At 63.1% G+C, this 16,275-nt stretch carries 16 protein-coding genes; 7 read left to right on the top strand and 9 right to left on the bottom strand.

Annotation, left to right across the window (positions count from 1 at the left end; all coding sequences use genetic code 11):
- Window positions 1–32: 32 nt before the first annotated feature.
- The 7 genes from fliD to IGS55_RS00430 form a co-directional block, all read right to left on the bottom strand.
- Window positions 33–1,445, bottom strand: a complete 1,413-nt coding sequence (gene fliD, locus IGS55_RS00400; RefSeq protein WP_230518676.1) for a flagellar filament capping protein FliD — start codon at window positions 1,443–1,445, stop codon at window positions 33–35.
- 88 nt (window positions 1,446–1,533) lie between these two features.
- Window positions 1,534–1,971, bottom strand: coding sequence for a flagellar export protein FliJ (locus IGS55_RS00405; protein WP_051991901.1), 438 nt, complete (start codon window positions 1,969–1,971; stop codon window positions 1,534–1,536).
- Between the two features lie 8 nt (window positions 1,972–1,979).
- Window positions 1,980–3,290, bottom strand: a complete 1,311-nt coding sequence (fliI, locus tag IGS55_RS00410) for a flagellar protein export ATPase FliI (RefSeq protein ID WP_230518675.1) — start codon at window positions 3,288–3,290, stop codon at window positions 1,980–1,982.
- Window positions 3,287–3,976 (bottom strand): flagellar assembly protein FliH, encoded by a 690-nt coding sequence (gene fliH, locus IGS55_RS00415; protein WP_034787861.1) that lies wholly within the window; start codon window positions 3,974–3,976, stop codon window positions 3,287–3,289. The genes fliI and fliH overlap by 4 nt, the downstream gene beginning before the upstream one ends.
- On the bottom strand, window positions 3,973–5,013 hold the full coding sequence (locus IGS55_RS00420) for a flagellar motor switch protein FliG (RefSeq protein ID WP_128139617.1): 1,041 nt from the start codon (window positions 5,011–5,013) through the stop codon (window positions 3,973–3,975). The genes fliH and IGS55_RS00420 overlap by 4 nt, the downstream gene beginning before the upstream one ends.
- The gene (gene fliF, locus IGS55_RS00425; RefSeq protein ID WP_230518674.1) at window positions 4,991–6,724 is read right to left on the bottom strand and encodes a flagellar basal-body MS-ring/collar protein FliF; all 1,734 of its coding nucleotides are present in this window, start codon (window positions 6,722–6,724) and stop codon (window positions 4,991–4,993) included. Before fliF ends, IGS55_RS00420 begins: the two co-directional genes overlap by 23 nt.
- Before the next feature lie 60 nt (window positions 6,725–6,784).
- The gene (locus IGS55_RS00430; RefSeq protein ID WP_230518673.1) at window positions 6,785–7,123 is read right to left on the bottom strand and encodes a flagellar hook-basal body complex protein FliE; all 339 of its coding nucleotides are present in this window, start codon (window positions 7,121–7,123) and stop codon (window positions 6,785–6,787) included.
- A gap of 551 nt (window positions 7,124–7,674) precedes the next feature.
- On the opposite strand from IGS55_RS00430, the gene IGS55_RS00435 reads away from it, so the two are divergent.
- The 7 genes from IGS55_RS00435 to IGS55_RS00465 are packed head-to-tail and all read left to right on the top strand — an operon-like array spanning window position 7,675 to window position 13,988.
- Window positions 7,675–8,553 (top strand): FliM/FliN family flagellar motor switch protein, encoded by an 879-nt coding sequence (locus IGS55_RS00435; protein ID WP_230518672.1) that lies wholly within the window; start codon window positions 7,675–7,677, stop codon window positions 8,551–8,553.
- A gap of 1 nt (window position 8,554) precedes the next feature.
- Window positions 8,555–8,920, top strand: a complete 366-nt coding sequence (locus IGS55_RS00440; RefSeq protein ID WP_034757866.1) for a FliM/FliN family flagellar motor switch protein — start codon at window positions 8,555–8,557, stop codon at window positions 8,918–8,920.
- Window positions 8,917–9,687 (top strand): flagellar type III secretion system pore protein FliP, encoded by a 771-nt coding sequence (gene fliP / locus IGS55_RS00445; protein WP_230518671.1) that lies wholly within the window; start codon window positions 8,917–8,919, stop codon window positions 9,685–9,687. Before IGS55_RS00440 ends, fliP begins: the two co-directional genes overlap by 4 nt.
- Window positions 9,688–9,690: 3 nt before the next feature.
- Window positions 9,691–9,963: a flagellar biosynthetic protein FliQ gene (locus IGS55_RS00450; protein WP_034757874.1), complete on the top strand. Its 273-nt coding sequence runs from the start codon at window positions 9,691–9,693 to the stop codon at window positions 9,961–9,963.
- 11 nt (window positions 9,964–9,974) lie between these two features.
- Window positions 9,975–10,775 (top strand): flagellar biosynthetic protein FliR, encoded by an 801-nt coding sequence (locus tag IGS55_RS00455; RefSeq protein ID WP_128139614.1) that lies wholly within the window; start codon window positions 9,975–9,977, stop codon window positions 10,773–10,775.
- Window positions 10,765–11,904 carry an EscU/YscU/HrcU family type III secretion system export apparatus switch protein gene (locus IGS55_RS00460; protein ID WP_128139613.1) on the top strand — a complete coding sequence of 380 codons (1,140 nt, stop codon included), beginning with the start codon at window positions 10,765–10,767 and terminating at the stop codon, window positions 11,902–11,904. Before IGS55_RS00455 ends, IGS55_RS00460 begins: the two co-directional genes overlap by 11 nt.
- Window positions 11,901–13,988: a flagellar biosynthesis protein FlhA gene (locus IGS55_RS00465; protein ID WP_230518670.1), complete on the top strand. Its 2,088-nt coding sequence runs from the start codon at window positions 11,901–11,903 to the stop codon at window positions 13,986–13,988. Before IGS55_RS00460 ends, IGS55_RS00465 begins: the two co-directional genes overlap by 4 nt.
- Window positions 13,989–14,043: 55 nt before the next feature.
- On the opposite strand, the gene IGS55_RS00470 is transcribed toward IGS55_RS00465, so the two are convergent.
- Both IGS55_RS00470 and IGS55_RS00475 read right to left on the bottom strand, forming a co-directional pair.
- Entirely contained in the window at window positions 14,044–15,144 is a 1,101-nt protein-coding gene (locus IGS55_RS00470; RefSeq protein WP_230518669.1) for a hypothetical protein, read from the bottom strand.
- Between the two features lie 57 nt (window positions 15,145–15,201).
- On the bottom strand, window positions 15,202–16,077 hold the full coding sequence (locus IGS55_RS00475; protein ID WP_230518668.1) for a flagellin N-terminal helical domain-containing protein: 876 nt from the start codon (window positions 16,075–16,077) through the stop codon (window positions 15,202–15,204).
- Window positions 16,078–16,275 lie beyond the last annotated feature (198 nt).

Raw genomic sequence — 16,275 nt, forward strand, 5'->3', positions numbered from 1 at the left:
TTAACTGTGGCGGCGCGGCAGGCACGTCCGCCTTAGGATTTACTGTCATTAAACATGGCATCGAACATGTCGGAATTCCGGGTCATTTGCTCCTGCAATACCTGCAGGCGGGAATACTGATCCAGGAAACGGCTGTACGCAGTGTTGTACTGGTTGGTCAGACGCTCGGCGCTCTTGGCCAGGCTTTTCTGCAACTTGTCCGTCGCTGCCATGCGTTGGGTGATCTGGCCCTTGGTGACATTGCTCCACTGTCCCAGCACCTTGTCCAGGCCGCCGAGCACGCCGGCAGGGGCCGACAGGCTGTTATTGCCGAACAGTTTGTCCAGGCCGCCAGGATTGTCCGCCAGCTTGGCCGTCAGCTTGGCGGTATTGAGGCTGATCGTGCCGTCGCGCTGGGCGGTAATGCCATACGCCACCAGCGATACGCCATCGACGCTCAGGCGCAGGGCATCGCCCATGCTGGTGCGCAGGGCGTTCAGGCCGGAGTCGTGGGCAAAGAGGCCGGCGGCGATATTCTTTTCCGGATTGCCGGGGCTGGCCAAGCCATCCATCACGCTTTTCAGCTTGTTGTAGGCGTCGACGAAGGCTTGCACATTGGCGATGGTGCCCGTGTTGTCGGTGCCGACGGTCACGGTGATCGGGCTCTCGCCTGCCGTCATGGCCTTGGTGAAGGTCATTTTCACGTCGGGCACGTTGGTGAAGGTATTCGATGCCTGGGTAATTTTGGTGCCGGTGCCCTGGGCGCCCAGCCAGACGATGGCATCCTTCGGCGCCGCGATGGCTTTGATGTCGCTCTGCAGCGCTGTCTGCAGCGCCGGATCCGTCACGCTGCTGGTGTCGATCGAGACGGCATTGGCCACGCCGGTGAGATTCGACGTCAGCACCAGTTGCGCCTGGTTGCCGATATTGATGACGGAAGCGGTGACGCGCGCATTGTTCTTGCTGTTGCCATTGATGGCGGCGGCGAGTTCCTGCGGCGTCAAATAGGCGTCGCCATCCTTGTTGGCGGCTGCCAGGTCGATGTCGAAGGCGTTGTCGGCGGTCACGGCGGCCAGCGGGTCGCCGATGCGGATGGTCATGTTGCCGCCGTTGGCGGGCGTGGTGCTGCTCAAGCCGCCATACGACGTCTGGCTGGCCGTGGCCAGCTGTTCGACAAAGAACGCGTAGCTGCCTGGCGCCGCCTTGATGCCGGCCGTGCCCGTGCCATAGGCGGTATTGCTGAAGGTGGCGGACTGGCTCAGCACGGATTTGCTGGACGTCATGGTCGTCATTGCCAGCTGGAATGCCGAGATGGCCGACTTCAGGCTGCTCAGCGCGCTAGTGGTATTGTTGGCCAGCGTGGTCTGAGCCGCCAGTGCTGCCTTTTGCGCGGCCACCGATTTGGTCGCCAGCTGTTCTGCTGTGACGAGCGGATCGTATCGTGGTGCGGTAATTACGTTTGCCATGCCAGACTCCTGAATAAAGGGATATACCGGTACAAGGCGACCCCCATTCCCGTTTCGTGAAGTTTTCCTGAAAGAAACTTACACAAACTCATTTTACCTGTCCGCGGAACCAGAATTGCGTCGCCAGTTCGTCTTGTCGCTTGGCATCGACACGTTGTTGCTCGTTCGCAACATGCTTTTGTTTTTGTGTCAGCACCTGGTCCAGCACCTCGCGCTTGGCCCAGGCCGTATTCAGGGCGCGTTGCGAAACGGCCATGTTGGCTTCGTGCAAATGCAAGTCGGTACGGTGCTGGTCGGCCATCTGCATGACGGCCTGCTTGAAGTTGCCGCAGTTGACGGACAGGGCCAGGGGCAGGGCGCCGCTGGGACCGCTATCCGTATACAGGCCCGTCAGGCGTTCCAGGTTTTTCTGGTAGCGCTCGCGCACGGCCGTCTGCGCCGCCATTTCGCTTTGCAGGCGTTCCACTTCGGTGCTGCGCAGGCCGACCAGGGTGGTCAGGTTGCGGATGGTATGCGCGTTGCTCACGTATGCTCCTAGCCCATGATCTGTTCAAGTTGTTCGATGCACGGCGCCATCGGCGCTTCTTCCTTCGTGCCCTGGCACAGGAACGCTTCGATGGGCGCGTGCAACTGCACGGCGCGGTCGGTGATCGGGTCGGCACCGGGCACGTAGGCGCCCAGCGGGATCAGGTCGCGCACGCGCGCATGGCGCGCCATCGACGCTTTCAGCGCGCGCGACGCCTGCATGTGGGTGGGCGTGATCACCTGCGCCATGCAGCGGCTGATCGAGGCGGCGATGTCGATGGCGGGGTAGTGCCCCCGCTCGGCCAGTTCGCGCGTGAGCACGATGTGGCCGTCGAGAATCGCGCGCGCCGTGTCGACCACCGGGTCCTGCTGGTCGTCGCCTTCGGCCAGCACCGTGTAGATGGCGCTCATGCTGCCTTCCGGGTGGGCGCCATTGCCGGCGCTTTCCACCAGTTGCGGCAAGTTCGAGAAGACGGACGGCGGATAGCCGCGCGTGGCCGGCGGCTCGCCCAGGGCCAGCGCCACTTCGCGCAAGGCCATCGCATAGCGCGTCAGCGAATCGACCAGCAGCAGCACGTGCTTGCCTTGGTCGCGGTAATGGGCGGCGATGGAATGGCACAGTTCGGTCGCCATGATGCGCATCAGCGGCGATTCATCGGCCGGCGCGATCACCAGCACGGCCTTCTTGAGACCTTCGGCGCCCAGCGACTTTTCGACGAATTCGCGCACTTCGCGGCCCCGTTCGCCGATCAGGCCGACGACGACGACATCGGCCACCGTCTGGCGCGTGATCAAGCCCAGCAGCACGCTCTTGCCCACGCCGGAACCGGCCATCAGGCCCACGCGCTGGCCCTTGCCCAGGGTCAGCATGCTGTTGATGGCCCGCACGCCCACGTCGAGCGGCTCGACCACTGGTTGTTTCTTCAGGGGATTGACCTTCGGCGGCGTCACTTCCAGGATGTGTTCGCCACCGAGGCGGCCCAGGTCGTCGATCGGCTCGCCGAGGCCATTGACCATGCGGCCCAGCCACGACGGGCCGATCTGCAGGCTGGCCTTGTCGGGCAAGGGCAGTACGCGCGCGCCCGTGGTCAGTCCCGTCGCCTTCTTGAACGGCATCAGGTAAGACAGTTTTTCGCGGAAACCGACGACTTGCGCGTCGAGCCACTCGCCGTTCACAGTTTCAATTTGACAACGCTGGCCCGTGTGCAGGCGGCAGCCGGCGCTTTCCAGTAGCAGGCCGGAAGCGCCGACCAGGCGGCCGGTCGGTGTCGCGACCGGGATATCGCCGATCTCGAAGCTGCGCAGCGTGTCGGCGATCATGCGGGCGCGCCTTGATCCGCGTGTTCGGCGGCCAGCGCCAGGTGGCTGCTGACCTGCTCCATGCAGGCCGACAGGCGCTGATGGCAGCCCGCGTCGACTTCATTGTCGCCCGCCTTGATGCGGCATTCGCCCGCGTCGAGGCGCGCGTCGGCGATCAGGTTCCAGCGCTTGGCGCGCTTCGGATCGAGTTCGCTGATGCGTTTCAATTCTTCCGGATTGAGGAAGACGTCGATTTCCTCGCGCGTGGGCGGCATCGAGGCCAGGGTCTCGTCGACCAGGGCCAGCAATTGCACCGGCTGCAGCGCCAGTTCCGCGCGGATCACCTGGCGCGCCACCTTGGCCACCAGGTCGACCACTTCCTTGCGCTGCGCTTCGCGGTAATCGGCGCGCACTTTTTTCAGGTCGCGCAAGATGGCGTCGACGGGGCGCGCCAGGCGGTCCAGCGCCACCAGGGTTTCATTGCGGCCTTCTTCGCGGCCCTGCGCCATGCCGTCGTTGCGTCCGGTGTCGTAGCCGTCCTGCTGGCCTTGCACCAGGCCCACTTCGTAGCCGTCGCGCTGGCCCTGCTCGAAGCCTTCCGAGACGGACGCCTGCCACTGGCCATCCGTGTCCTCGTTGGAGGCACGCTGGCCGGCGGCGATGAATTGCGACAGCGGCGGGAAACGATACGAGCGGAAATGTTTCATTCGATCACCGCTTCAGCAAACAGTTGCACTTCGATCTCGCCCGCATCGGCGAGGCCCTTGACGGTGGCCATGATTTCCTGGCGCGTCTGTTCGATACGCGACAGCGGCACGGGGCCCGAGCGGCGCATCATGTCTTCGAAGCTCTGCGCCTGGCGGCGCGGCATGGTTTTCAGCACGGCGTCGCGGATCGACGGTTCCGCGCCCTTGAGTGCGATCGCCCACTGTTCCATCGGCACGTCTTCCAGGATGCGCGTGAGCGTGACATCGCTCTGCGTGGCCAGGATCAGGAAGTCGTACATGCTCAGTTCGATTTCCGAGACGACGTCCGGGTCGTGCGCGCGCAGCAGTTCAACCAGCGCGGCGCGGTTGCCCGGCATGCGGTTGAGAATCTCGGCCGCCTGGCGGATGCCTTCCACGCTGGTGCTTTGCGTGTCGAGCGTGCCCAGGCAGCGGCCCACCAGCTCGTCGAGCTCGACCAGCAGGTCGCGGTCGATCTCGTCCAGGCGTGCCAGGTTCAGCAAGACCAGGTCGCGGCCTTCGACGGGCAGGGCGTCGAGGATCTGGCCGGCCAGCGCGGGCGGCAAAAAGGCCAGGAACACAGCTTGCATCTGCACGTGCTCGTTGACGATGTATTCGGCCAGCCACTTTGGCGAAGCCCACTGCAGGCGCGCCATTTTGGGACGGATCGCATCGCCATAAATATTGTTCAGCACGCTATTCGCGATATCGCTGCCCAGCGCCATGTCCAGCGAGCGCTTCAGGTAGCTGCGCGAGGCGCCATGCACGCCGCTTTGCTGGCGGTAGTCGTCGAAGAAGGTCTGCATGGCCGTTTTCACGGATTCGACCTTGATGCCGCTCATGCGCGACATCACTTGCGTGACTTCCAGCAATTCTTCACGCGACAGGCAGCGCAGCACGTTGGCGGCCTGCTCTTCGCCGATGCTCAGCAGCACGATGGCGGCCTGTTCCACGGGATTCAGACTGGCGCTTTCGTATTCGGCGCCGTCGGAGGGATTACTGTTGTTGAGTTCGGCCATTTTTCTGCATCCATTGTTTGACGACTTCGGCGACACGCTCGGGTTCTTTTTCCGCCAGCACTTTCAGGTGGTCGACCATCACGTCGACCGCCGAGCCTGGTGGCGGCAAGTCATAGTTTTCCAGCAGCGGCACGACCGGCATGCTGCCGGCGCCGGCCTCGCCTTCGAGCGCCAGCGGGTTGCCGTTCACGCCCAGGGCCGGCGCGCCGGCAGCGGCCGCGCCATTGGCGGCCGCAGCGGCGTTGCTGCCGCCCAGCGCCAGGGCCGGATCGAGCTGTTTCAGCGGCGGCGGCGCCAGGCGCGAGGTCAGCAGGCGCAGCAGCGGACGCAGGATCAGGAAGTAGCCGAGCACGGCGCCCAGCGCGTACAGCAGCCAGCCGCTGAAATCGACGACGGTGTCGCGTTCTTCCCACCATTGCGCCACAGGCGGCTTGGCAGGGAAGGCCAGCGCCGTCAGGCTCAGGCTGTCGCCGCGCTGGGCGCTGATGCCCAGGCCGCTGGTCAGCATTTTTTCGATATTGCCCAGTTCGGCAGGGGTCCAGCCCGTTTTCGGATTCGGTGCGGCGGCGCTGTTGAGGACGACGGCGACGCTGAGTTTTTCCAGGCGGCCGCGGCTGCGCTTGATCTGCGTGATGCTGCGGTCATACGCGTACTGGCGCGTGGTGGCGTTCTTGCGGGCCGTGCCATCGTCGGACGGCTTCGGCGCGCCATCGGCGGGTGCGGCACCGGCCGCGTCGGCCGGTGCCGGCACGGCGGCCGCTGGCGGACGGTTCGACAGGCTGCCGGGAATGCCGGCCACGGTGCGGTTGCGTTCCTGCTCTTCGCGCATCGCCTCGCTCGTCACTTTCGGGGCTTCGCCGTATTTTTCCAGCGTTTCGTCCACGCGGTCGTTGTTCACGGCGGCCGTCACGCTGAGCTTGAAGTTGTCTTCGCCGATGACGGGACCCAGCAAGCCGGTGACGTTGCGGCGGATGTCATCCTGGAAGCGTTTCGCGCCTTCATTGCCGGCGGCCGAAGCATCGAAGCCGTCCGTCAGGTCGACGTGCGAGGACAGCAGGTTGCCGCCCTGGTCGACCAGGCTCACGCGCGTGGGCGCCAGGCTGGCGACGCTGCCGGCCACCATGTTGATGACGGCGGCGATCTGTTCCGGCGCCAGGGTGCGGCCCGGTTTCAGTGCCACGACGATGGAAGCCGACGATTTGTCGCCATCGCTGGCGACGAACGACGTCGACTTGGCAATCGACAGATGGACGCGCGCCGAAGCGATCGCGTCCATCGTCATGATGCTTTGCGCCAGTTCGCCTTCCAGGCCGCGGCGGAAGCGCACGTCCTGCACGAATTGCGACACGCCCAGCGGGTCATTCTTGTCCATCAGCTCCAGGCCGGCCGGCAGCTGCGCCGTCACGCCTTTCGACGCGAGCAGCATGCGCACCTTGCCCAGCATGGCGTCGGGCACCAGCACCTGGCCGCTGTCCGGATGCAAACGGTAGGGGATGTGCTCGGCGTCCAGGGTGGCCATCATGTCCGTCACGGCCACTTTTTCGCGCGCGCCAAACACCGGCTTGTAGTTGGCCTGGTCGCGCCACGCGTACATGGTCACCATGGCGGTGATGCCGATGGCCAGCACGACGATGGGAACCAGGTTTTTCAGCAGGGCGGGCGGGATGGCGGGCTGGGCGCCTGGGCGCCAGCGCGCAAATGCGGACTTCATGGTGGTAATCACTTGGGGTAACTTTCGCTGGGAGGCTGGGCGTGGATCAGGACGTGAAGATTACAGAGGCAGTTTGATGAGTTCGTCGACGGCGCCCATGACCTTGTTGCGCACTTGCATCAACATGGAGAAGGACAGGCTCGCTTCCTGGCTGGCCAGCATGGCGCCGACCATGTCGTCGCTCTTGCCGCTGTCGACGTCGCTCATTTTTTGCGCGGCCAGGCGGTCGTCGCCGTTGACCTTGCCGATGGCGTCTTTCATGCTTTGCGCAAACGAGAAGCCGGATTGTTCCCCTGCGCCGAACTGGGCGGCGGGCGCGATACTGGCGCCCAGGGCGCGCGCGTCATTACTCAGTGCTGCCAGATCGGCCTTGATCAGACCTGCGAGTTCGTTGCTCATCTTGCCCTCTACTTTCAATATGCGGTGACGTATCAATCAGAAATTACTGGTTTGCCATTCCGGCAGGCATTACATCCAATGCCATCTTGCCCGGCCCGATTTCAATTGGGCTCATCAGTTTTATCAGTTGCCACACCAGCCGCTCAGCAGATTCAACAAACCCGGCAGACTTGCGCCGACATGATTTACATGGCCATGACAACTAATAATTATCTGATAAAAGTTTCTTCTGGTGGCAATAAGAGGGGCTGGGAACTGCCATAAAAACCGGAATCAGGTAAGCGGAATGGCGCACTGCAAATCACTATTTTGTCGCTATAAGCTTACCTCGGGGCAACTATAAAGTAAAGAGAGAATTGCCTCAAGGAATATTGATACATGGCAATATTTGGCTTTTTCATGTATTGTTCAGCACCGTAGTCATCGAGCATGCGATACGATGCGCAATCGTTTGCTTGCAGACCTGTTGGCAAGGCCAAGATGATGCTGTATTTAATTTCGGGCGATCCGTATAATTTGTTCTGCCACCGCAATACCGACATGACCACTACATGACAATCATTACCAAGACAGATCAAACTGTGCGCCATCAAGTCCTCGATTCCTGTCTGCTTGGACGTCCTGTCCATTTGCTGCATGTATTCGGCGCCCAGCTGCGCGACGACCTGGCCGTGGCCCTGCGCCAGCCGATGAGCCGTCGCTACTGGGGCAATTTCCAGATCGACGCCGTGACCTTGTCGCGCGTGGACAACGAAGACAGCGTGAACCGCTGGCTGAGTTTTTCCACGCCGGCCGGCCAGCCGGGCTTTGCGCTCGAACGGCAGATACTGTTGAGCGTGCTGAACTATCGCTATGGTAGTGCCGGCGCCAAGGGCGCGCTGCCCGATCCGGCGCAGGTGCGCGTGACGGCAACGGAAGAGCGCCTCGCTGTGGTGCTGGGACAACAGTTGGTAAACAGTTTGTTCACCCGCATCCACAAGAACCTGCAAACCCTGGGCAAGAGCAGCGACATCGACACCAGTGCCGAGGTCGCCGTGCAGTCCGGCGTGCATCCGGCGCGCGGCAGCTGGATCGTCACCGTGTCGCTCAGCGACGTCGAGGCGGGGCAGAGCGGCCAGTTCTGGTTCTCGCTGGACAAGCGCCTGATGGCCGACGTGCTGCGCGGCCTGCTGCCCGAGCGCGCGCAAGCGAAGAAAGCCTTGCGTGGCAGCGTGCGTCCGCTCGCTTCGCGCCTGCAAGTGACCCTGGAAGGCCGGCTCGTCAGCAAGCAGGTACAGCTGGGCGCCTTGTTCGACCTGCGCGTGGGCGACGTGATTCCCGTCAGCCTGAGCCGTACCGACGTCATGCTTGACGACTCCCGTTTATTTACAGCGGCTGTTTCCGAACACAAGGGCAAGCTCTGTTTAACCTCATTTGAAGATGTCGAATAATATGAATATCACCGATACCAACCAGAGCGAAACCCTGCTGGAAGACCTGGGCGATGACATGATCATCGACCAGGGCGACGTCTCCGACGTGGCCAGCACCCGCGCGCGCCGCGACATTCCGCAGATGATGCGCAAGATTCCCGTCACCCTGACTCTGGAAGTGGGTTCGGCCCGCATTTCCCTGGAAGAGTTGATGGCCATCGGCCCGGAAAGCGTGATCGAACTCGACATGCTGGCCGGCGAACCGCTGGTGATCAAGGTCAACGGCACACCGATCGGCCGTGCCGAAGTGGTGGTGGCCGGCGAGAACTATGGCCTGAAAGTCATCGACCTCGACGGCCTCAATCTCGACCTGATGACAGCATGAAGCTGGCGGTACCCGGCTTGAGCCGGCGCCGCGGCGCGCTGGCTGCCGCGCTGGCTGTCCCTGTTCTGATGCTGTGCTGCAGCGCCGCCGGCGCGCAGGACCTGCTCGCCGGCGTGGTGCCGGGCGCGAAGACCGACCTGTCGGTGAAGATGCAGATCCTCGTCGTCATGACCCTGCTCGGGCTGCTGCCCGTGATGGTCATGATGATGACCAGCTTTACCCGCTTCGTCATCGTGCTGTCCCTGCTGCGCCAGGCCCTGGGCCTGCAGCAGGGCTTGCCCAACCGTATCGTCACCGGCATCGCCCTGATTCTCACCTTGCTGGTCATGCGTCCCATCGGCGACCAGGTGTGGAAGGAAGCGTTCGTGCCTTACGACCGCGACCAGATCGGCATGCAGGAAGCCTTGAAAATTGCCGAAGTGCCGATTTCGCGCTTCATGCTGGCGCAGACGAGCAAGGCGGCGCTGGCGCAGATCGCGCACCTGGCCGGCGAACCGTCGACCATGCGCCCGCAAGACCACAGTTTCACGGTCAAGCTGGCCGCGTTTGTATTGTCCGAACTCAAGACGGCGTTCCAGATCGGCTGCATGCTGTTCATCCCCTTTCTCATCATCGACCTGGTGGTGGCATCCGTGCTGATGGCCATGGGCATGATGATGCTGTCGCCACTCGTCATCTCGCTGCCGTTCAAGCTGCTGCTGTTCGTGCTCGTCGATGGCTGGACCCTGACCGTCAACACCTTAGTTACCAGCATACAGGGCTATTGACCGATGTTTACCCCTGAAGTCGCCGTCGACCTGATCATCGAAGCATTGCATGTCGTCATGCTGCTGGTGGTGATCCTGGTCGTGCCGGGTTTGCTCATGGGCTTGCTGGTCGCGCTGGTGCAGGCGGCCACCTCGATCAATGAACAGACCATGAGTTTCCTGCCGCGCCTGCTGGTCACCCTGCTGGCCCTGATCCTGGCCGGACGCTGGATGGCCGGTTACCTGATGGATTATTGCGTGTCCATTTTTCAGCGCGCCGCCACCCTGGTCGGATAGCACCGCGCGCCATGGATCAGATTTTCAATCAGGTGCTGCCGTTTCTGCTGGCCGTGTGGTGGCCGTTCTGCCGCATCCTGGCCATGCTCAGCGCCTCGCCCGTGATCGGCGACGCCATGGTGCCCGTCCCCGTGCGGGTGCTGCTGTCGCTGGTGCTGGCGATCCTGATGCTGCCCGTGATGCAGGCGTCGGGCGTGTCGCAGGAATTGCTGAAGATCGATCCATTTTCCCTGCACGCCCTCGTCGCCACCCTGGAGCAAGCCATCATCGGCTTTGTCCTGGGTCTGGCTTTCCACTTCGCCATGTCCGTCATGTCGGTGCTCGGTTACCTCGTGTCGAGCCAGGTGGGCTTTTCCATGGCTGTCATGAACGACCCGCTCAACGGCACGTCGTCTGATGTGATCACGGGTTTGCTCACCATCATGTGCATGATCGTGTTTTTCGCCATCGACGGCCACCTCGTGCTGACGGGCGTGATCGGCGCCAGTTTCACGGCCTGGCCCGTGGGGCAGGGCTACGGGCCGATGCTGTTGCAGACGGTGGCGTATAACGTGGCGTGGATCTTCGCCGCCGCCATGCTGCTGGCCTTGCCCATCGTTTTTTCCACCATGGTGGTGCAGCTGGGCTTTGGTTTCCTGAACCGGGTGGCGCCGTCGCTGAACCTGTTTTCGCTGGGTTTTTCCATGATCACCATGTTCGGCCTGCTGATGCTGATACAGATCGTGCGCTTTATCCCGGAGCACTATGTCGCCATGACGAACCGCGTGCTCGACATGATCGCCGAACAAATGCGGGTGGCCCATGGCGGATAGCAGCACTGGCGACAAAACAGAAAAGGCTTCAGCGCAGAAGCTGAAGAAATCGCGCCAGGAAGGGCAGGTGGTGCGTTCGCGCGACCTGTCAACGGCGCTGGGCATCCTGATCAGCATGAAGGTCTTCATTTACCTGCTGCCCGGTTATCTGCTCAGTTTTCGCGAGTTGTTCGCCATGGCCTTCATGCCGCTCGACAGCAAGGGCGCGCTGGAAAATGCCATGTCGATGGCGTTTACCACGTCGGTAGGCTTGCTGATCAAGATGATCGTGCCGCTGTTCTGCGTACCGTTGTTCGTCGTGCTCGGCTCCTTGATCCCCGGCGGCTGGGTCATCAGCACGAAGAACTGGGCGCCGAAGATGGAGCGCCTGAGTCCGGCCAAGAACCTGGGCCGCCTGGTGTCGCCCAAGCACGGTTTTGAATTCGGCTTGTCGATTGCCAAGGCCGCCGTGCTGGGCATGGTGCTCGTGCACGTGAGCCGCTCCAGCCTGACGCAGTACGTGGACTTGCAACACCGGCCCCTGCAGCAGGCCATGCTCGATGGCTCGGCGCTGATGCTCGACGGCCTGATGGCGCTCATTTCCGTCTTCGTGCTGTTTGCCATCATCGACGTGCCGGCGCAGGCGTTTTTCTTTGCCCGCAACCAGCGCATGAGCAAGCAGGACGTCAAGGAAGAACATAAGAGCAGCGAGGGGCGGCCCGAAGTACGCCAGCGCATCCGGCAGCTGCAGCAGCAGATTGGCCGGCGCAGCGTGCGCAAGACCGTGCCCGACGCCGACGTGGTGATCGTCAACCCCGAGCATTACGCCGTCGCATTGAAGTATGACCAGGACCGCGCCGAGGCGCCGTTCGTCGTTGCCAAGGGCGTCGACGAGATGGCGCTGTATATCCGGCAAGTGGCGAAGGAGCACAATATCGAAACGCTGGAGTTGCCGCCGCTGGCGCGCGCCATCTACAACACCAGCCAGGTGCAGCAGCAGATTCCCGTGCAGCTGTACCAGGCCGTGTCGCAGGTGCTCAACTACATACTGCAGCTGAAAGCATTCCGTACTGGGCAGCGCGCTGCCCAGCCCCCATTTCCCACCGAGGTGGTCGTGCCATCTCATTTGAGCGAGGTAGTACCTTCATGAATTTCCTGAACCGGTTGGTTGCCGAAATGCGCCGCCACAAGTTCGCCACGCCGCTGTTCCTGCTGGTGATCCTGGCGATGATCATCCTGCCGCTGCCGCCCGTGCTGCTCGATATCTTGTTCACTTTCAATATCGTGCTGGCACTGATCGTCATCCTCGTCAGCGTGTCGGCCAAGCGGCCGCTCGATTTCTCCGTCTTCCCGACGGTGATCCTGGCCACCACCATGCTCAGGCTGACCCTGAACGTGGCGTCCACGCGCGTGGTGCTGCTGCACGGCCATACGGGCGCGGACGCGGCCGGTAAGGTGATCGAGGCCTTCGGTAACGTGGTCATTGGCGGTAACTTCGTCGTCGGTATCGTGGTCTTCGTGATCTTGATGATCATCAACTTCGCCGTCGTCACCAAGGGCGCCGAGCGTATCTCGGAAGTGTCGGCGCGCTTTACCCTCGATGCCTTGCCGGGCAAGCAGATGGCGATCGACGCCGACCTGAACGCCGGCCTGATCAACCAGGAAAAAGCCCAGATCCGCCGCAAGGACGTAGCCGCCGAAGCAGATTTCTATGGCGCCATGGACGGCGCGTCGAAGTTCGTGCGCGGCGACGCCGTCGCCAGTATTTTGATTTTGATCATCAACATGGTCGGCGGCGTGGCCATCGGCTCGCTGATGCACGACCTGTCGTTCGGCGACGCCTTCCGCCAGTACGCACTGCTGACCATCGGCGATGGCCTGGTGGCGCAGATCCCGGCGCTGCTGCTGTCGGCCGCGGCCGCTATCCTCGTGACCCGCATCAGCGATTCGGGCGATTTCGAACAGCAAGTGGCAGGCCAGGTGCTGACCTCGCCAACGGTGATCTACAGCGCGGCCGGCATGATGGTGGCGCTGGCTTTGATTCCTGGTATGCCGTGGTTCATGTTCATGACCTTTGCCGGCGTGCTGGCCTTTGTCGCCTGGCGCCTGACCAAGCGCGTGAAGGGGCCCGACGCGGCCGGCTTGGCCGCCATCGAGGCGGCCCTGCGCGACGACAAGCCGGCCGAACTGGAATGGCAGCAATTGCCCGCCGTACAGCCGCTGATGGTGATGCTCGGCTACAAGCTGGTTGGCATGGTGGATAAAACCCAAGGCGAACCGCTGAACAAGCGGGTCAAGGGCGTGCGCCAGAGCCTGTCCGAATCGATGGGCTTGCTGCTGCCGAATATCGGCGTGCGCGACGACCTGGCCCTGAAGCCATCGCAGTACGCGATCGTGCTGTCGGGTACCGTGGTGGCACAGGCGGAAGTGCAGGCCGACCGCCTGATGGCGATCCCGTCGCCAAACGTGTATGGCCAGCTGGACGGCATTCCCGGCATCGAGCCGGCCTACGGCATGCCCGTCACGTGGATCGAGCCGAGCGAAAAGGCCCATGCGCTGGGTCTCGGCTACCAGGTCATCGAAGCGCCCAGCGTGATCGCCACGCACTTGTCGAAGATGGTGCGCGAATACCTGCCGGAACTGTTCCGCCACGAAGACGTGTCGAACATGATGGAGCGCCTGACGGCCCTGTCGCCGAAACTGGCCGGTGCGCTGGACAAGGCGCTGACGCACACGCAGTTGCTGCGCGTGTTCCGCGTCTTGCTGGCGGAAAATGTGTCACTGAAGGATATCGTGCCCATCGCCACCACCTTGCTCGACAGTTCGGAAACGACCAAGGACCCGATCCTGCTGGCCGCTGAAGTGCGCTGCGCGCTGCGGCGCCAGATCGTCAGCGGGCTGTTCGGCCAGAAGATGGAAATGCAGGCGTTTAACCTCGGTGGCGAGCTGGAAAACATGCTGCTCGGTTCCTTGAACCAGGCGCGCCAGTCGGGCAAGGTGACTTTGGACAATTATCCGATCGACCCGCATCTGCTGTCGCAGCTGCAGGTGAACATGCCGGTGGCGCGCGAACAGATGAAGCAGCAGGCCACGCCGCCGCTGCTGCTGGTGCTGCCGCAGATCCGTCCGCTGCTGGCCCGCTACGCGCGCCTGTTCGCGCCGGGCCTGCACGTGCTGTCGTACAACGAAATCCCGGAAAACCGCGAAGTGAGCATCATCGGCACGGTGGGATAAATTGCAGGAACGATAAAAAAAACGGCGCTGCGGGCGCCGTTTTTTTTATGCCGCGTCAATCCTGCTCGTCGATGGGCGGCAGCAGCGCGTGCTCCTGGCCGTCGGCCAGCAGCAGCACGGTGGCGCCTTGCGCCGATTCTTCCTCGTCGCCATAGTCGTAACCGAACGGCGCCGCCACTTTCTTCGAGACGATGATGGGCTCCTCCTCGGCTTCGGCGGCGGGTGCCGCGGGCGCATCGGGGTCGGCGGCCGCTTCCGCTTCCGGCTGCGTCAGCAGCAGGGCCACTTCGGCCATGGCGCGGAACAGGGGCAGCGACAGCGAAGCGGCGCCCGCCTGCATCGGGTAGTTGCCGTGCATGCGCTGCGCATGCAGCTGGCGGTTCAGGCGGCAGCGCACCAGGCGCAGTCCCGCGCGCCGCACGGCGTCGGCGATCTCGGGCAGGGCCAGGCGCAAATGGCGCAGCGCGGCTTCCTCGTCGGCGGCCAGTTCCAGCAGCACGCCGTCGCCGGACGGCTCCATCTGGATCACCACCCGGCCGACGCCGATGATGATCAGTTCGACGCGCAGCGCCACCTTGCCGCGCCGCCTTGGCGTTGTCTCTTCGTCTTCGTCGCTGGCCAGCACGCGCAGCAGCAGGCGCTGGCCGCCCCAGCCATACACGGCAAAGCGCCACGCTTCGCTGTCGACCGTCAACGGTGGACGGGCGCCTTCGCGCAGCAGGGCCGGTTGCTGTTCGGCCATGAACAGGCTGCCGGGCACGTGCTGGCCGCGCGCCTGTTCCTGCAGGGCCGCATATTGTTCGCCATAGGTCCTGACCATCACGCGCCACGAGGCGGCCAGCTGCGCCGCGTTGGGCGGCTGCCAGATCAGCTGGCGCGTGAAGAACAGCTGGTTGACCTGCATGGCGCTGCTGTCGCGCGGCAGGGCGCCGCCCGTACCTTCGGCATTGGGCTTGATGAGGGATGCCAGGCTGTCCTGTCCCTTCTGCTGCAGCTGGGCGGGCAGGGTGCCGGCGTCGGGCGCGGGCGCCATGTAGGGGCCGATCGGCACCAGTGGCTGGACCACGCCCGGCACCATCGGCGTAGCGGGGCTGACGTCGAAGCGCTGGGTAATCAGGGGCACCGGATTGCCCGATGCAATGCGGTCTATCGCCATGCCATTGCTTCCTGCTGATACATATTCATCCGATCTGCCATCGCGCCCTGCCGGTAATTATTGTAGTAAAGAAAGAATCAGCTTGCTCATGCTCTGGCTTTGCTTGAGCATTGCCGTGCTCGCCTGCAGCAGCATTTGCGCCGAGGTCATGTTGGCGCTTTCCGCCGCGTAGTCGACATCCATGATGCGGCCGATGGCGGTCCTGGTGTTGGTGACCATGTTGGACAGGTTATTGTAGATGTGTCCGAGCCGGTTCGAGGTGGCGCCCAGCGCCGAGCGCACGCTGCCGACCTTGTCGACGGCCGCCGCCAGCATGTCGATCATGCCGTTGGCGCTGCTGTTGCTGGCAAATTCGCTGCCGGCGGTGGCGCCTGGCGCGAAATTGACGGAGATCGCCTGCAGCGCCGCGTTGAGCGCGCCCATGTCGCCCGCCACGCTGAACTGCATGGTTTCGCTGCCGGTGGCGCCGATCTGGAACGTCAGGGCTTGCGACAGGGTGCCCATGCCGGCGCTGCCGTTGCCCAGCAATAAAGTGCCGCCGTAGCGGGTGTTCGTCATCACGTTGTACAGTTCGGCCCCCAGCGCATCGTATTCGCCCTGCATGGCCTCGCGGTCCTTCTGGTTCGACGAGGCATCCGCTGCCTGGGTGGCCAGGTCCTTCATGCGCACGAGCATGCTGGTGACTTCGCCAAACGCGCCTTCGGCCGTTTGCAGCAGGGAAGTACTGTTTTGCGTGTTGCGCATGGCGACCGCCATGCCGCTGGTCTGGGCGCTCAGCCTGGTGGCGATCTGCAAGCCGGCCGCATCGTCCATGGCCGAGTTGATGCGAAAGCCCGTGGAGAGGCGCGTCATCGACGTCGACAGCAGTTGCTGTGCCCAGCCCATGGCCCGCTGGGCAGACAGTGCGGCAGTATTGGTATGAATGCTCAGCACGCGGCGGCTCCAGTGGACGATTGTTCGGTGTTCTACCTTGTATAGGCGACTATGCCGGCAACATCGTTAAACGTGATGGTAATTTAGTTCAATATGCCGGAAATGCCAGAAACTGCAGACGAAAAAAAAGCCAGACCGGAGTCTGGCTTCGAGAGACTGGCCGCAAGCGGCCAAGCCGATATTATTGCAGCAGGGACA

The sequence above is a fragment of the Janthinobacterium sp. EB271-G4-3-2 genome (assembly GCF_020858035.1).
GTDB classification, from domain to species: Bacteria; Pseudomonadota; Gammaproteobacteria; order Burkholderiales; family Burkholderiaceae_D; genus Janthinobacterium; species Janthinobacterium aestuarii.

What these genes read in the sequence shown, in the direction of transcription:
- fliD (WP_230518676.1), bottom strand. Translation starts at nt 1,445, where the DNA reads ATGGCAAACGTAATTACCGCACCACGATACGATCCGCTCGTCACAGCA.
- fliI (WP_230518675.1), bottom strand. Translation starts at nt 3,290, where the DNA reads ATGATCGCCGACACGCTGCGCAGCTTCGAGATCGGCGATATCCCGGTC.
- fliH (WP_034787861.1), bottom strand. Translation starts at nt 3,976, where the DNA reads ATGAAACATTTCCGCTCGTATCGTTTCCCGCCGCTGTCGCAATTCATC.
- IGS55_RS00420 (WP_128139617.1), bottom strand. Translation starts at nt 5,013, where the DNA reads ATGGCCGAACTCAACAACAGTAATCCCTCCGACGGCGCCGAATACGAA.
- fliF (WP_230518674.1), bottom strand. Translation starts at nt 6,724, where the DNA reads ATGAAGTCCGCATTTGCGCGCTGGCGCCCAGGCGCCCAGCCCGCCATC.
- IGS55_RS00430 (WP_230518673.1), bottom strand. Translation starts at nt 7,123, where the DNA reads ATGAGCAACGAACTCGCAGGTCTGATCAAGGCCGATCTGGCAGCACTG.
- IGS55_RS00435 (WP_230518672.1), top strand. Translation starts at nt 7,675, where the DNA reads ATGACAATCATTACCAAGACAGATCAAACTGTGCGCCATCAAGTCCTC.
- IGS55_RS00440 (WP_034757866.1), top strand. Translation starts at nt 8,555, where the DNA reads ATGAATATCACCGATACCAACCAGAGCGAAACCCTGCTGGAAGACCTG.
- fliP (WP_230518671.1), top strand. Translation starts at nt 8,917, where the DNA reads ATGAAGCTGGCGGTACCCGGCTTGAGCCGGCGCCGCGGCGCGCTGGCT.
- IGS55_RS00450 (WP_034757874.1), top strand. Translation starts at nt 9,691, where the DNA reads ATGTTTACCCCTGAAGTCGCCGTCGACCTGATCATCGAAGCATTGCAT.
- IGS55_RS00455 (WP_128139614.1), top strand. Translation starts at nt 9,975, where the DNA reads ATGGATCAGATTTTCAATCAGGTGCTGCCGTTTCTGCTGGCCGTGTGG.
- IGS55_RS00460 (WP_128139613.1), top strand. Translation starts at nt 10,765, where the DNA reads ATGGCGGATAGCAGCACTGGCGACAAAACAGAAAAGGCTTCAGCGCAG.
- IGS55_RS00465 (WP_230518670.1), top strand. Translation starts at nt 11,901, where the DNA reads ATGAATTTCCTGAACCGGTTGGTTGCCGAAATGCGCCGCCACAAGTTC.
- IGS55_RS00470 (WP_230518669.1), bottom strand. Translation starts at nt 15,144, where the DNA reads ATGGCGATAGACCGCATTGCATCGGGCAATCCGGTGCCCCTGATTACC.